This window comes from Streptomyces sp. SAT1 (assembly GCF_001654495.1).
GTDB classification, from domain to species: Bacteria; Actinomycetota; Actinomycetes; order Streptomycetales; family Streptomycetaceae; genus Streptomyces; species Streptomyces andamanensis.
Map to the genome: position 1 here is coordinate 5483974 of NZ_CP015849.1, position 14589 is coordinate 5498562.

At 74.5% G+C, this 14589-nt stretch carries 12 protein-coding genes; 9 read left to right on the plus strand and 3 right to left on the minus strand.

Going from position 1 to position 14589, the window contains the following annotated elements; translation table 11 throughout:
• The first annotated feature begins 138 nt into the window (after positions 1-138).
• Positions 139-552, plus strand: a complete 414-nt coding sequence (locus A8713_RS23725; RefSeq protein WP_064535602.1) for a MazG nucleotide pyrophosphohydrolase domain-containing protein — start codon at positions 139-141, stop codon at positions 550-552.
• A 133-nt stretch (positions 553-685) separates the two neighbouring features.
• On the opposite strand, the gene A8713_RS23730 is transcribed toward A8713_RS23725, so the two are convergent.
• Positions 686-1939 (minus strand): glycosyltransferase family 87 protein, encoded by a 1254-nt coding sequence (locus tag A8713_RS23730; protein WP_064535603.1) that lies wholly within the window; start codon positions 1937-1939, stop codon positions 686-688.
• A gap of 347 nt (positions 1940-2286) precedes the next feature.
• On the opposite strand from A8713_RS23730, the gene miaB reads away from it, so the two are divergent.
• Positions 2287-3807, plus strand: coding sequence for a tRNA (N6-isopentenyl adenosine(37)-C2)-methylthiotransferase MiaB (gene miaB / locus A8713_RS23735; protein ID WP_064535604.1), 1521 nt, complete (start codon positions 2287-2289; stop codon positions 3805-3807).
• Between the two features lie 482 nt (positions 3808-4289).
• Complete coding sequence (locus tag A8713_RS23740; protein ID WP_064535605.1) at positions 4290-5018, plus strand: class III extradiol dioxygenase subunit B-like domain-containing protein; 729 nt, start codon at positions 4290-4292, stop codon at positions 5016-5018.
• Between the two features lie 186 nt (positions 5019-5204).
• Here A8713_RS23740 and A8713_RS23745 read toward each other — a convergent pair whose 3' ends face one another.
• Together A8713_RS23745 and A8713_RS23750 are read right to left on the minus strand one after the other, a co-directional pair.
• Positions 5205-5555 carry an antitoxin gene (locus tag A8713_RS23745; RefSeq protein ID WP_064535606.1) on the minus strand — a complete coding sequence of 117 codons (351 nt, stop codon included), beginning with the start codon at positions 5553-5555 and terminating at the stop codon, positions 5205-5207.
• 24 nt (positions 5556-5579) lie between these two features.
• Positions 5580-5900, minus strand: a complete 321-nt coding sequence (locus tag A8713_RS23750; RefSeq protein WP_064535607.1) for a hypothetical protein — start codon at positions 5898-5900, stop codon at positions 5580-5582.
• Positions 5901-6083: 183 nt separating this feature from the next.
• Between A8713_RS23750 and miaA the strand changes: the two genes are divergently transcribed.
• The 6 genes from miaA (at position 6084) to hflX (ending at position 14452) form a co-directional block, all read left to right on the plus strand.
• A complete protein-coding gene (gene miaA / locus A8713_RS23755; protein ID WP_064535608.1) occupies positions 6084-7022 on the plus strand; it encodes a tRNA (adenosine(37)-N6)-dimethylallyltransferase MiaA in 939 nt (312 codons plus the stop codon).
• A gap of 106 nt (positions 7023-7128) precedes the next feature.
• Positions 7129-7626, plus strand: coding sequence for a hypothetical protein (locus tag A8713_RS23760; protein WP_064535609.1), 498 nt, complete (start codon positions 7129-7131; stop codon positions 7624-7626).
• A 73-nt stretch (positions 7627-7699) separates the two neighbouring features.
• Positions 7700-8569 (plus strand): diaminopimelate epimerase, encoded by an 870-nt coding sequence (gene dapF / locus A8713_RS23765; RefSeq protein WP_064535610.1) that lies wholly within the window; start codon positions 7700-7702, stop codon positions 8567-8569.
• A gap of 302 nt (positions 8570-8871) precedes the next feature.
• Positions 8872-11037 (plus strand): RelA/SpoT family protein, encoded by a 2166-nt coding sequence (locus tag A8713_RS23770; RefSeq protein ID WP_064535611.1) that lies wholly within the window; start codon positions 8872-8874, stop codon positions 11035-11037.
• 165 nt (positions 11038-11202) lie between these two features.
• On the plus strand, positions 11203-12750 hold the full coding sequence (locus tag A8713_RS23775) for a M1 family metallopeptidase (protein ID WP_064535612.1): 1548 nt from the start codon (positions 11203-11205) through the stop codon (positions 12748-12750).
• 211 nt (positions 12751-12961) lie between these two features.
• Positions 12962-14452, plus strand: a complete 1491-nt coding sequence (hflX, locus tag A8713_RS23780; RefSeq protein WP_064535613.1) for a GTPase HflX — start codon at positions 12962-12964, stop codon at positions 14450-14452.
• The last annotated feature ends 137 nt before the right edge of the window (positions 14453-14589 follow it).

The window sequence follows — 14589 nt, forward strand, 5'->3', positions numbered from 1 at the left end:
CGATCCTGCCAGCCGGGCGCCGCCCTGACCAGGGCCGGTCCGCCGTTCCCGTGGTGCGGGACGGACGCGCGGCGGCGGGGGCGCCCACCGCGCACGCTCGGCGCGGGCGGTGTCACAGGTGCCGGTTAGAGTCGCCGTATGAGTTCCTCGCCCGCCGCCCTCGTCCGACAGTTCCACCAGGCCTTCGGGCTCGACGTCCGCAGCACTCCCGCCCGGGTGCCGCCGCAGCTGGCGGCCCACCGGGGCGAACTGCTCGCCGAGGAGGCGGCCGAGGTCGCCGAGGTCTCCGTCGAGGGACCGCTCGACCACCTGGCGCACGAACTGGCCGACGTGGTCTACGTGGCGTACGGCACCGCCCTGGTGCACGGCATCGACCTCGACGAGGTGATCGCCGAGATCCACCGCGCGAACATGAGCAAGCGGGGCCCCGACGGACAGGTGGCCCGCCGGGCCGACGGCAAGGTGCTCAAGGGCGAGCACTACCGCGCGCCGGACGTCGCGGCCGTCCTGCGCGGCCAGGGCTGGGACCCCGAGGCCACCGACCGGGGCTGACCGGCCGAGCCGAACCGGTGCCGGACCGCCGGGGACCGGCCGGGCTGGTCGGGCCGGTCGGGCCGGTCGGCCGGCGCGGGCGGCGCGGGCGGCCCGGAGCGGTCCGCCGCGCGCTCAGCGGCGGCGGTGCAGCTCAGCCCGGACCCGTGCCGAGGGGCGCGGGCTCGGCCGCCGCCGGACCCCCGGTCCCGGTGGCCCCGGAGGCACGCTCGCCGGGCCACGGGCGTACGCACCGCAGCGCCAGCACCAGCGCGAGCCCGCACAGGCTCACCACGTCCTTGAACGCCCGCCGGGTCGACGCCTCGAGGGCCGGGAAGGCGAATCCCGGCGCCTGCGGCATCAGCGCGGCCCAGAACCACGGCGAGCACGCCGCCGAACCGGCCTCGAACACCCCGGCGACCAGCAGCGGCACCACGACCACCAGATAGTGCTCGTAGGACGGCCGGGACACCAGGTACGAGGCGAGCATGAGCATGGCGGCGGTGTCCGCGAGCCGGGCCGGACCGGGGTCCGCGCGCCGCCAGCGCCGCCCGGCGCACACCACCCCGGCCGCGGCGGCCGCGAGCGCCAGCGCCTCGGCCGCCGATCGCGGCACCCCGAGCCGGGGCAGCACCGCGGGCAGGGAGCAGTCGAAGGGCCGCATCAGCGCGTCACCGCCCCTGAGCAGGAAGGGCAGCGTGCGGGTGAAGAACCCGCCCGGATCCGGCATGACGAGCGCCATGCCCGCGGACAGCGCCAGCGGCAGTGCCACCGTCCAGGCGAGGGCGCGCCACTGCCGGGCCAGGACCAGCAGGAGGGCGACGGGCACCAGCAGCGGTTTCACCGCCACGGAGAGCCCGAGGACCACACCGGCGGCGCCCCAGCGCCCGCGGTCGGCCAGCAGCAGCGCCAGCGGCAGCGCCAGCGCGCCGACCGCCGTCCAGTTGCCGAGGTCGATCAGATGGCCCACCGGAGCCCAGCACAGCACGAGACCGAGCAGCCCCAGCACCGCGAACCGGCTGCGCGACGGCACCCGGAACAGCCGCAGCGCGCACCACCAGCCCGCCGCGACCAGCCCCACGCACACCACGGGAGCGGCGACCCGCAGCACGGCGGCGGGCAGCAGCGCCTGCCCGGCCGCGAACAGCACCGCGCTCGGCAGGTAGAGGAAGCGCCGGTCGCCGTACGGAGCGCCGCCGTGCAGCCACACCTGCCCGGCATGGACGACGAAGGCGTTGTCCATGCCCCCCTGGGCGTCCGTCACCGCAACGTGCGCGGCGCGGGCCGCCAGGACCGCGGCGAGCAGGACGAACCACACCGCACCGGCCGGACGCAGCAGCCAGGCCCGTGGCGCGGCGGCCGGGGCCGGGTCCGGGGCGGAGGTCCGCAGGGCATCACGAAGCTGCATCACTGGACACCTGTCCGGGAGAGGCCGCCACGAGCCGGACGCCCTGGTGGAAACCGGTTCTTCCTGGCGCGACCGGGAGGGACCGATGGGCGTATCCAGGGGTATCCAGGCGTCTGGTGGCCTATGGGTGGGTTCGACTGGATGGGTTCGGCTGGATGGGTTCGGCCCATTCTGGGTCCGCCCTCGCCGTCCCGGGGCCACCGGCCGCGCACACGCCGCTCGTGTCGCGCCGCGCAGCGGCGACGCACAGACCGCGCACGCGCCGCGCAGCGCGCCGTGCGCCCTTCGGCCCGCGCCGCCGGATCGGCCGTCCGGGTGCACTTCCGCGAGCGCCTACCCTTAGGGGCATGAGCAGCATCGACCGGAGCCGAGAAGTGGGCGTCACGCGCAGCTACGAGATCCGCACCTACGGATGCCAGATGAACGTCCACGACTCCGAGCGGCTGGCCGGGCTGCTGGAGGACGCGGGGTACGTGCGGGCGCCCGAGGGGGCGGACGGCGACGCGGACGTCGTCGTCTTCAACACCTGCGCCGTCCGGGAGAACGCCGACAACCGCCTCTACGGCAACCTCGGCCACCTCGCGCCGAAGAAGGCCGGGCGCCCCGGGATGCAGATCGCGGTCGGCGGCTGCCTGGCGCAGAAGGACCGCGACACCATCGTGAAGAAGGCGCCCTGGGTGGACGTCGTCTTCGGCACGCACAACATCGGCAAGCTGCCCGTCCTGCTGGAGCGCGCCCGCGTCCAGGAGGAGGCCCAGGTCGAGATCGCCGAGTCCCTGGAGGCATTCCCCTCCACGCTGCCCACCCGGCGTGAGAGCGCGTACGCGGCCTGGGTGTCCATCTCGGTCGGCTGCAACAACACCTGCACCTTCTGCATCGTCCCCGCGCTGCGCGGCAAGGAGAAGGACCGCCGCCCCGGCGACATCCTCGCCGAGGTCGAGGCCCTGGTCGGCGAGGGCGTCTCCGAGATCACCCTGCTCGGCCAGAACGTCAACGCGTACGGCTCCGACATCGGCGACCGCGAGGCGTTCAGCAAGCTGCTGCGGGCCTGCGGCGCGATCGACGGCCTGGAGCGGGTCCGCTTCACCTCCCCGCACCCGCGCGACTTCACCGACGACGTGATCGCGGCCATGGCCGAGACGCCCAACGTGATGCCGCAGCTGCACATGCCCCTCCAGTCCGGTTCGGACACGGTCCTGAAGGCGATGCGCCGCTCCTACCGCCAGGAGCGCTACCTCGGGATCATCGAGAAGGTGCGCGCCGCCATCCCGCACGCCGCGATCACCACCGACATCATCGTGGGCTTCCCCGGCGAGACCGAGGAGGACTTCGAGCAGACGCTGCACGTGGTGCGCGAGGCGCGGTTCGCGCAGGCGTTCACCTTCCAGTACTCCAAGCGCCCCGGCACCCCGGCCGCCGAGATGGCCGACCAGATCCCCAAGGCGGTCGTCCAGGCGCGCTACGAGCGTCTTGTCGCCCTCCAGGAGGAGATCTCCTGGGAGGAGAACAAGAAGCAGGTCGGCCGCACCCTGGAGCTGATGGTCGCCGAGGGCGAGGGCCGCAAGGACGGCGCCACCCACCGGCTCTCCGGCCGCGCCCCCGACAGCCGCCTGGTCCACTTCACCAAGCCGGACCAGGACGTCCGCCCCGGTGACGTGGTCACGGTCGAGATCACCTACGCGGCCCCGCACCACCTGCTCGCCGAGGGCCCGGTGCTGGGCGTGCGCCGCACCCGCGCGGGCGACGCCTGGGAGAAGCGCACCGCCGAGGCGGCCGCCAAGCCCGCCGGTGTGATGCTGGGCCTGCCGAAGATCGGCGTCCCGGAACCGCTGCCGGTCGCCGCGAACAGCGGCTGCGGCTGCGACTGACCCGGAGACCGGCTGCGGGACCGGCCCGGCGGGACGGTCCCGGCGACCGTCCTGACGCGTGGCCCGCCCGGACCGGTTTCGTGACCGGCCGGTCCGGGAGCCGCCCTGGGCGGGATGCGGGATGCGGGATGCGAGATGCGGGCTGGTCCGGGCCGCCTCGGGCGTGTCCGGAGCGCGTCCGGGCGGGCGCGCCCAGGAGTGGGGCGCGAGCCTGTTCCGCGGGGTGTGCGCCGAACGGGAGCGGTCCTGCCCTGCGTCCTGGCCGGGCCCGAGCGGGGCCTTGGCAGCTCCCGGTGCCGTCCGTGGCCGGGCTGCTGCCCGAGTAGGGTCCCGGGATCGGATCGTCCGGTACGGGCAGCGGGAGCGGTGCCGAGCCGTCACGGGCAGGCCACAGCCGGATCCGGGGCCGTCCCGAGCCCATCCGTAGCCGGCGGCGGGGACGGCAGTCCGGCGCCCAGGCGCCGCGCGTTACGCTGCCGGGCATGCTTGTCGCCGCCGCAGTCTGCCCCTGTCCGCCCCTCCTCGTCCCCGCGGTCGCGCAGGGAGCCGCGCCCGAGCTGGATGCCGCGCGTGCCGCGTGCACGGACGCGCTGGGCGTGCTCGCCGCCGCCCGGCCCGACCTGCTCGTGGCCGTCGGCCCCGCCGAGCAGTCCGGCCGGGGTCCGCACCCCGAAGGCGCCCGCGGCTCCTTCCGGGGCTTCGGCGTGGACCTCGACGTCCGGCTCGGCCCGGACCGGGGCGAGGGCACGGGCTCCGGCGCGCCTGAGCGCGCGCTGCCGCCGTCGCTCGCCGTCGCCGCGTGGCTGCTGGAGCGGACCGGCTGGTCCGACTGCCCGGTCGAGGGGCTGGGCGTGGGAGAACCCCTGGCGCCCGAGCGGTGCGTCGCGGCCGGCCGCGACCTCGCCGCCCGGTCCGCGCGGGTCGCCCTCCTGGTGATGGGCGACGGCAGCGCCTGCCGCTCGCTCAAGGCGCCGGGGTACCTGGACGAGCGGGCCGAGCCCTTCGACGCGGCGGCCGCCCGTGCGCTCGGCGCGGCGGACGTGACGTCCCTGACCTCGCTCGACGCCGAGCTGGCGTACGCGCTCAAGGTGTCCGGCCGGGCCCCGTGGCAGGTGCTCGCGGGCGCGGCGCAGGACTCCGGGCTCGCCGGGACGCTGCTGTACGACGAGGCACCGTACGGCGTGGGTTACTTCGTGGCGGCCTGGTCCTGAGCGCCCGGTGGTCCTGAGCGACCGCGTCGGCGCGAGCGCGGCGTACGAGGCGCGATGACGCGATAAGGGGGCGCACACGCGGGCGTGCGGTGGGGGCCGGGAGACGTAAGCTCCCGGCCCCCACCGCACGCGCTGTCCGTGCGCTGTCCGCACACGGTCCACGCATCGTCCGCGCGCTGTTCCGCGTCACGACGCGGGCGGCGGCCCCTGCGGCGGTGTCTGCGGAGGCGGCGTCCGGTCAGTGCCGGAGCCGGAACCCGGGGACGTCCCCGGAGGCTCCTGGGCCGGTGCGGCCGACTCCGGCGTGGGAGCACCGGTGTCCGCGCCGCCCGGGTGGGCGAGCCGGTCCACGGCCTCCTTGGCCTTGCCCGTGCCCGCGTGGATCTTGTCGCTGTACTTGCCCTTGGTCTTCTCGTCGACCATCTTCGCGGCCTTGTCGAGCCCCTGCTCGATCGAGCCCCCGTGCCGCTGCGCGAGGTCCGACACCTTGTCCCTGGCCGGGCCGAGCCTGGCCCTCACGTTGTCCAGCAGACCCATGGTTCACCTTCCCTGGCGGGGCAGTTACCTGCGGACGCCCTCGCCGACCGTGTGCTCGACCGCCTCGTCGGCGGACTGCTGCCCGGGGATGTCGACGGCTTCGGCAGCGGCGTCCGCGACTCCCTCTTCGGCGGCGCTCCCGGATCCGGCGTCCGGTGTCCGCGCCGTCGCCGTGTCCGCCGGCTCCGCCATGCCGTCCGCGCTGCTGCCGCCGCTCTTGTCGGCCGCGTCGCCGTCCGTCCCGGGAGCGGCTTGCGCCGCCTGGGCCGCGTCGGCAGGCTCCGCCGCGGACGACGTCTCCTCAGTGGCCTTCGACCTCCGGAAAAGTCGCGCAAAAACGCCCATGTCAACTCCATACGTTACTCGTGCGGGCGGCATCCCGCGTAGCCCGGTGTTCCGCTCGCGGCGCCCCGTACCGCCGCCCGCCGGCGTCCGGCCGCGGGAACCTCGCAACGGGCAACGACCCGGCGCGCACGCCGTCACGTAACTCGTTCGAGGCACCCGCCGGAGGTTTGCGAGACTGGTGCCGTGAGCAGCGCACCCCCCGCCCCCCGCGTCATCGCCGTCGTCGGCCCCACCGCGGCCGGAAAGTCCGATCTGGGCGTTTTCCTGGCCCAACGCCTCGGCGGTGAGGTCGTCAACGCCGACTCCATGCAGCTCTACCGAGGGATGGACATCGGCACGGCCAAACTGACGCCCGAGGAGCGCGGCGGTGTGCCGCACCACCTGCTGGACGTCTGGGACGTGACCGTCACCGCCTCCGTCGCCGAGTACCAGCGGCTCGCCCGGGAGCGCATCGACGCCCTGCTCGCCGAGGGGCGCTGGCCGGTCCTGGTCGGCGGCTCCGGGCTCTATGTGCGCGGGGCCGTCGACGACCTCCGGTTCCCCGGTACCGACCCCGCGGTGCGGGCCCGGCTGGAGGAGGAGCTGACGCTGCGCGGCTCCGGCGCGCTGCACGCACGGCTCGCCGCCGCCGATCCGGAGGCCGCGCGCGCCATCCTGCCGGGCAACGGCCGCCGCATCGTCCGCGCGCTGGAGGTGATCGAGATCACCGGTCAGCCCTTCACGGCCAATCTGCCCGGCCACGACTCCGTCTACGACACGGTGCAGATCGGGGTCGATGTCGCGCGCCCCGAGCTGGACGAGCGCATCGCGCGCCGGGTCGACCGGATGTGGGAGGCGGGGCTCGTGGAGGAGGTGCGCGAGCTGGAGGCGCACGGCCTGCGCGCCGGGCGTACGGCCTCCCGGGCGCTCGGCTACCAACAGGTGCTCACGGCGCTCGCGGGGGAGTGCACGCTCGAAGAGGCGCGCGCGGAGACCGTGCGCGCCACCAAGCGCTTCGCGCGCCGTCAGGACTCCTGGTTCCGGCGCGACCCGCGCGTGCACTGGCTGAGCGGAGCCGTCGCGGACCTCGCGGAACTTCCGGACCTGGCGCTGGCGTTGGTGGAACGACCGGTTACAGCCTGATCACGTGATGGCATCGGGAAGCCCAGGCCGTCATCCGGGCCTGCGGCGCCGTGCCATCATCGAGCTCTGATCGACAAGTGAGTCCTAGTTGGGAGGGCGCGTGGCGATGGAGGCCGGCCCTCGCGACACCGCACAAGGCACCGAGAGCATCACCGTGCAGGGCACCGATCCGGAGCCCGAGGAGGACTCGCTGAGCCCCGACGGCCCTGATGAGTCCGAGGGCGGGGTGACCGCCGACGGACCGGAGCCCGAGGAGATGTTCGCCGGGCCCGAGGTGGAGGTCGAGCTGCGCCCGCAGCGGCGGCTGCGCATCTGGCAGCTCGCGCCCATCGTGGGCCTGGCGGCGGTGGGCTCCCTGATGTTCGCCTTCCCGCTGGCCTTCGACGGCGACAGCGGTGCGGTGATCGCCATGCTGGGGCTGCTGATCTGCTTCTGCGCGGCCGGCTGGGGCACGATGGCCGCCCGCCGCGTCGGCTACACCTGGCCGGGGCTGCCGCCGCGCGGCACGGGGCGGCGGCCCGCCTGGCGCCTCGTCGCCGCGTACGTCCTGCTCGTCGCCGTGGTCGTCGTCCTCGCCGTCTGGCGGGTCGCGAAGCTCCGCTGAGCGGTCCCCGCGAGGACGAGGCTCCGCCGGGCGGCCCCGCGAGGATGTCGGACCCACCCCGTACGATCGAGGCATGAGCACCGGTATCGCCTTCCTCAAGGGTCACGGCACGGAGAACGACTTCGTGATCGTCCCCGACCCGGAGAACGCCGTGGAGCTGTCCCCGGCAGCCGTCGCCGCCCTGTGCGACCGCCGCGCGGGCATCGGCGGGGACGGCGTGCTGCACGTCGTGCGCTCGGCCGCGCACCCGGAGGCCCGCGCGATGGCCGCCGACGCCGAGTGGTTCATGGACTACCGCAACGGCGACGGCTCGGTCGCCGAGATGTGCGGCAACGGCGTACGGGTGTTCGCGCGCTACCTCCGGCACGCCGGGCTCGTGGCCGAGGGCGACCTCGCCGTCGCCACCCGGGGCGGTGTGAAGAGCGTGCACATCGCCAAGGACGGCGACATCACCGTCGGCATGGGCAGGGCCCGGCTCCCCGAGGGCGACGTCGCGGTGAGCGTCGGCACCCATGTGTGGCCCGCGCGCAACGTCAACATGGGCAACCCGCACGCGGTCGCCTTCGTCGACGACCTGGCGGACGCCGGTGACCTGCTCTCCGCGCCGCCGTTCCACCCGGCCGCCGCCTACCCGGACGGGGTCAACGTCGAGTTCGTCGCCGACCGCGGCCCCGGTCACGTCGCCATGCGCGTGCACGAGCGCGGATCCGGCGAGACCCGCTCGTGCGGCACAGGCGCGTGCGCCGTCGCCGTGGCGGCGGCCCGCCGCGACGGCGCCGACCCGGCCGTCACCGGCACCCCGGTGACCTACCGGGTCGATGTGCTCGGCGGCACCCTCGTCATCACCGAGCGGGCGGACGGGGAGATCGAGATGACCGGCCCCGCGGTGATCGTCGCCGAGGGCGAGATCGACCGGGAATGGCTGGAAACAGCGGCCGGTTGACTGCGGGACCGCCCGGACATCGCAGGCCGCAAGCCGTCGCGACCGGCCAGGATCCACGTCGTCGGGACCGGTGCGGGCGGGAATCCACGGCCGCCCGTCTGTCCCGTGACCGAAAACCGTAAACCTGACACGCCGTCGCTCGATGGGGTGATCCGTTTCACGCTCTCCGAGAGCCGGTCGGCTCGGTGTGCTGGGCTCGGTAGCATCAAGCACCGGCCCGGACGGGGGATCCGACGCCAACCCCTGAGCCGCGTACGCCCTGGGGCACCCCCGTCCACCGGTCGAGACAGCCGGAGGTGCCCATGAGTGCGGATGCCACAAACCCTGCGGCCCCGGGCCCGGTGGCGCCGTCGGCGCCCCGGCGCAGAGCCCGCCCGCGGATCGACCTGCGCCGCCTGGGCCGGGCCGCCCTGCTCGGCCCCACCGCCCGGGACCGGCTCCCGGACGCCATCGGCCATGTCGCCGAGGCGCACCGCGCCCACTTCCCCGACGCCGATCTCGAACCGCTGCGCCGCGCCTACCTGCTGGCCGAGTCCTCGCACCGCGGCCAGATGCGCAAGAGCGGCGAGCCGTACATCACGCACCCGCTCGCCGTCACCCTCATCCTCGCCGAACTCGGCGCCGAGACCACCACGTTGACGGCCTCCCTGCTGCACGACACGGTCGAGGACACCGAGGTGACCCTCGACCAGGTGGGCGAGGAGTTCGGCGCGGAGGTCCGCTACCTCGTCGACGGCGTCACCAAACTGGAGAAGGTCGACTACGGCGCCGCCGCCGAACCGGAGACCTTCCGCAAGATGCTCGTCGCCACCGGCAACGACGTGCGGGTGATGTCCATCAAGCTCGCCGACCGGCTGCACAACATGCGCACGCTCGGCGTCATGCGCCCCGAGAAACAGGCCCGCATCGCCAAGGTGACCCGGGACGTGCTCATCCCGCTCGCCGAACGCCTCGGGGTGCAGGCGCTCAAGACCGAGCTGGAGGACCTGGTCTTCGCCATCCTCCACCCCGAGGAGTACGCGCACACCCGCGAGCTGATCGCACAGAACGCGAGCCGCCCGCACGACCCGCTCACCGAGGTCGCCGAACAGGTGCGCGGCGTGCTGCGCGAGGCCGGCATCCCCGCCGAAGTCCTCGTCCGGCCACGGCACTTCGTCTCCCTGCACCGGGCGTCCCGCAAACGCGGCCGGCTGCGCGGCTGCGACTTCGGCCGGCTGCTGGTGCTGGTCCACGAGGACGCCGACTGCTACGCCGTCCTCGGTGAACTGCACACCTGTATGACGCCGGTCGTCTCGGAGTTCAAGGACTTCATCGCCGTCCCCAAGTTCAACCTGTACCAGTCGCTGCACACCGCGGTCGCCCTGCCCGCGGCCCGGCCGGACGCGCCCGAGGACGCGCAGGCGGACGGCCAGATCGTCGAGGTCCTCATCCGCACCCACCAGATGCACAAGACCGCCGAGGCCGGGGTCGTCGCGCTCGGCAACCCCTACGCCCCGCCCGCCGAGGACCCGGCGGCGGGCGACGGCGAGCGCGTCGATCCGACCCGGCCCGGCTGGCTCTCCCGCCTGCTCGACTGGCAGCAGGCGGCGCCCGACCCGGACACCTTCTGGTCCACCCTGCGCGAGGACCTCGCCCAGGACCGCGAGATCACCGTCTTCCGCCCTGGCGGCGGCACCCTCGGCCTGCCCGCCGGGGCCAGCTGCATCGACGCCGCCTACGCCCAGTACGGCGAGGACGCGCACGCGTGCATCGGCGCCCGCGTCAACGGCCGCCTGGCCCGGCTGAGCACCGTCCTGAAGGACGGCGACACCGTCCAGCTCCTGATGGGCCAGGACCCCGCCTCCGAGCCGTCCAGGGAGTGGCTGGAGCACGCCCGTACGCCCGCCGCACGCATCGCCATCCAGCGGTGGCTCACCGCCCACCCCGCCCCGGCCGACGACGCGCCCGAGACCCGCGAGGACGCCCCGGACACGCACCCGGTCTCGGCGGCCCCCGTCGGCTCGCCCGGCACTCCCCCCGGCCGTCCGGGCCCGGCGGCCGCCGTGGCCGCCGACCGGCCCGGCGCCACCGTACGGCTCGCGGGCTGCTGCACCCCCGTGCCGCCCGACCGCATCACCGCCTTCGCCGTGCGCGGGGGAGCGGTGACCGTGCACCGCGTCGAGTGCGCGGCGGTCGTGCGGATGAAGAGCACGGGGCGCGCGGAGATCGACGTGCGCTGGGGCGACAACGCCGCGTGCCGGGTCACCCTGCTCGCCGAATCGTTCGGCCGCCCCCATCTGCTGGCCGATCTGACCGAGGCCATCGCCCTGGAGGGCGTCGAGATCGTCTCGGCCACCGTCGCCCCGCCGGCCCAGCAGCGCGTCCACCACACGTACACCCTGCAACTGCCCGACGCCGCGCGCCTGCCCGCCCTGATGCGGGCGATGCGCAACGTGCCCGGCGTGTACGACGTGAGCCGCGCCCGGTAGCGCCCGGTAGCGCCCGCGTGGGGCCGGCGCAGAGGCCGCCGCTCCGGCGCGCACGCCCGCGCGCACCCCGCCCGCCGCGACACCGCGCGCTCCCGAGGGCCCCGTTCGGGTGGGCCGGGCGCGCGCCGCCGCCGTGGCGGGCCCGCGCGCTGATAGCCGTGGTGCATGCCGCGCACCCTCCGATCCCGCCCCCCGCGCCGTCGCAGGGCCCTCACCGGGACCCTCCTCGCGTCCGCCGTCTCCGTCTGCCTGCTCGCCGCGAGCGCACCGCCCGCCGCGCTCGGCCTCGGTGACCGGCTCTACCCGACCCTGGGCAACCCCGGGTACGACGTGACGTCGTACGACCTCTCCCTCGCCTACTCCGGCGACAACGGCAAGCCGCTGCGTGCCGTCACCACCATCGACGCCCGGACGACCCGGGACCTGGACCGCATCAACCTCGACTTCGCCCACGGCACGGTCGACTCCGTGCAGGTCGACGGATTGCCCGCCGACTTCGCCAGTGCCGGGGAGGACCTGGTGGTCACCCCGCGGGTCCCGCTGCCCGAGCAGAGCTGGGTCCGCGTCACGGTGCACCACACCAGCGACCCGGTGTCCGAGAAGGGCCGCGACGGCGGCTGGGTGCGCACCGCGGACGGCCTCGCCATGGCCAACCAGGCGGACGCCGCCCACCTGGTGTTCCCGTGCAACGACCACCCCTCCGACAAGGCGATGTACACCTTCCACATCACCGCCCCCGAGGGATACACGGCGGTCGCCAACGGTCTGCCGGCCGGGGTGACCCGCACCGGCGGCTCGGCCACCTGGACGTACCGCACCCGGCACCCCATGGCCACCGAGCTGGCGCAGGTCTCCATCGGGCGCTCGGCCGTGCTGCGCCGCACCGGACCGCACGGCCTGCCCGTGCGCGACGTCGTGCCCGCCGCCGACGCCAAGGCGCTCGAACCGTGGCTGGCCAGGACGCCCGGCCAGATCGCCTGGATGGAGAGCAAGGTCGGGCCGTACCCCTTCGAGACGTACGGCCTGCTGATGGCGTCCGCCACCACCGGCTTCGAGCTGGAGACGCAGACCCTCTCCCTCTTCGAGAAGGAGCTGTTCACCGACCCCGCCTGGCCCCAGTGGTACGTCGAGTCGGTCATGGTGCACGAGCTGTCCCACCAGTGGTTCGGCGACAGCGTCAGCCCCCGCTCCTGGTCGGACCTCTGGCTCAACGAGGGCCACGCGACCTGGTACGAGGCGCTGTACGCCGACGAGACGGCGCACAAGTCCATGGACGCGCGCATGAAGGCCGCCTACGGCGCCTCCGACGGCTGGCGCGCGGCCGGCGGCCCGCCCGCGCTGCCCAAGCCGCCCAAGGCCGGGCAGAAGGTCGGCATCTTCCGCGCGAACGTCTACGACGGCGCCGCCCTGGTGCTCTACGCGCTGCGCCAGGAGATCGGCAAGGACGCCTTCGAGCGCGTGGAGCGCTCCTGGGTGCGTGACCACCGGGACTCCACGGCTGCCACGGCCGACTTCGAGCACCTGGCCTCCACCGTCGCCGGACGCGATCTGAGCGGCTTCTTCCAGGCGTGGCTGTACGGCGAGAAGACCCCGCCCATGCCCGGTCATCCGGACTGGAAGCAGGCACCGCCGCCCGCGGCGGACAAGGCGGGCCGGACCGTGAAGGCGGCGGCGTCCGCGCGGCCGGCCGGGGCGGGGACGGCCCGGGGCTGAGCGGGGGGACGGGGCGCGAATAACGCCGTGACGAGACGGGCCGTGCCGTGCGACCATCGTCGGGTCGGCGCGGCGCGGTGCACGGGAATCTCCCCGGGTACCCGTGCGTTGTCACAGATGGCGGAAAGACTGCGGCAGGAGTGCCGGAGCCCGGCCGTCACCGGCGCGGCCCCGTCGCCGCACCACGGATTCCCAACGACGTAAGGACCCAATGACCTCCTCTTCTTCCTCTTCCCAGGCCACCAAGCGCCTCGCGCACACCCACCCCGATGGACTTCGGGCCGATGCCCTGATGGAAGAGGACGTCGCCTGGAGCCACGAGATCGACGGAGAGCGGGACGGCGACCAGTTCGACCGCTCCGAGCGGGCCGCCCTGCGCCGCGTCGCGGGCCTGTCCACCGAGCTCGAGGACGTCACCGAGGTCGAGTACCGGCAGCTCCGCCTGGAGCGCGTGGTGCTCGTCGGCGTCTGGACCTCGGGGACCGTGCACGACGCGGAGAACTCCCTCGCCGAGCTGGCCGCCCTCGCGGAGACCGCGGGCGCGGTCGTCCTGGACGGCGTGATCCAGCGCCGCGACAAACCCGACGCGGCCACCTACATCGGCTCCGGCAAGGCCGGTGAGCTGCGGGACATCGTCCTGGAGACGGGCGCCGACACCGTCGTCTGCGACGGTGAGCTGAGCCCCGGCCAGCTCATCCACCTCGAGGACGTCGTCAAGGTCAAGGTCATCGACCGTACGGCCGTGATCCTGGACATCTTCGCCCAGCACGCCAAGTCCCGCGAGGGCAAGGCGCAGGTCGCGCTCGCGCAGATGCAGTACATGCTGCCGCGGCTGCGCGGCTGGGGCCAGTCGCTGTCCCGGCAGATGGGCGGCGGCAGCGGCGGTCTGGCGACCCGCGGTCCCGGTGAGACCAAGATCGAGACCGACCGGCGCCGCATCCGCGAGAAGATGGCCAAGATGCGCCGGGAGATCGCGGCCATGAAGACCGGCCGCGAGATCAAGCGCCAGGAGCGGCGCCGCCACAAGGTGCCCTCCGTCGCCATCGCCGGCTACACCAACGCCGGGAAGTCCTCCCTGCTCAACCGTCTCACCGGCGCGGGCGTCCTGGTCGAGAACGCGCTGTTCGCGACCCTGGACCCGACCGTGCGCCGGGCCGAGACACCGAGCGGGCGGCTGTACACGCTGGCGGACACCGTCGGCTTCGTCCGGCACCTGCCGCACCACCTGGTCGAGGCGTTCCGCTCCACCATGGAGGAGGTCGGCGACTCCGACCTGATCCTGCACGTCGTGGACGGCTCGCACCCCGACCCGGAGGAGCAGCTCGCCGCCGTGCGCGAGGTGATCAGGGAGGTCGGCGCCACCGACGTGCCCGAGATCGTCGTGGTCAACAAGGCGGACGCGGCGGACCCGCTGGTGCTCCAGCGGCTGCTGCGGCGGGAGAAGCACTCGATCGCGGTCTCCGCCCGGACCGGCCAGGGCATCGACACACTGCTCGCCATGATCGACGCCGAGCTGCCCCGGCCCGCCGTGCAGATCGAGGCGCTGGTGCCGTACACGCACGGCAAGCTGGTCGCCCGCGCCCACACCGAGGGCGAGGTGATCTCCGAGGAGCACACCGCGGAGGGCACCCTGCTCAAGGCCCTGGTGCACGAGGAGCTGGCCGCGGAGCTGGCGCCGTACGCGCCGGTTCCCGCGCTCTGACCTCCGGGCACCGACGGGGCGCCGGACACATCCGCCGGGTGTCTCCGGCGCGCCGGACACACCCGGCGGATGCACGCCGCACGGCGGGCCCGTCCCCTTCACCGGAAGGGGACGGGCCCGCCGTCGTGCCGGGAGCG

Coding starts and splice junctions, on each gene's coding strand:
- A8713_RS23725 (WP_064535602.1), top strand. CDS start 139: ATGAGTTCCTCGCCCGCCGCCCTCGTCCGACAGTTCCACCAGGCCTTC.
- A8713_RS23730 (WP_064535603.1), bottom strand. CDS start 1,939: ATGCAGCTTCGTGATGCCCTGCGGACCTCCGCCCCGGACCCGGCCCCG.
- miaB (WP_064535604.1), top strand. CDS start 2,287: ATGAGCAGCATCGACCGGAGCCGAGAAGTGGGCGTCACGCGCAGCTAC.
- A8713_RS23740 (WP_064535605.1), top strand. CDS start 4,290: ATGCTTGTCGCCGCCGCAGTCTGCCCCTGTCCGCCCCTCCTCGTCCCC.
- A8713_RS23745 (WP_064535606.1), bottom strand. CDS start 5,555: ATGGGTCTGCTGGACAACGTGAGGGCCAGGCTCGGCCCGGCCAGGGAC.
- A8713_RS23750 (WP_064535607.1), bottom strand. CDS start 5,900: ATGGGCGTTTTTGCGCGACTTTTCCGGAGGTCGAAGGCCACTGAGGAG.
- A8713_RS23760 (WP_064535609.1), top strand. CDS start 7,129: ATGGAGGCCGGCCCTCGCGACACCGCACAAGGCACCGAGAGCATCACC.
- dapF (WP_064535610.1), top strand. CDS start 7,700: ATGAGCACCGGTATCGCCTTCCTCAAGGGTCACGGCACGGAGAACGAC.
- A8713_RS23770 (WP_064535611.1), top strand. CDS start 8,872: ATGAGTGCGGATGCCACAAACCCTGCGGCCCCGGGCCCGGTGGCGCCG.
- A8713_RS23775 (WP_064535612.1), top strand. CDS start 11,203: ATGCCGCGCACCCTCCGATCCCGCCCCCCGCGCCGTCGCAGGGCCCTC.
- hflX (WP_064535613.1), top strand. CDS start 12,962: ATGACCTCCTCTTCTTCCTCTTCCCAGGCCACCAAGCGCCTCGCGCAC.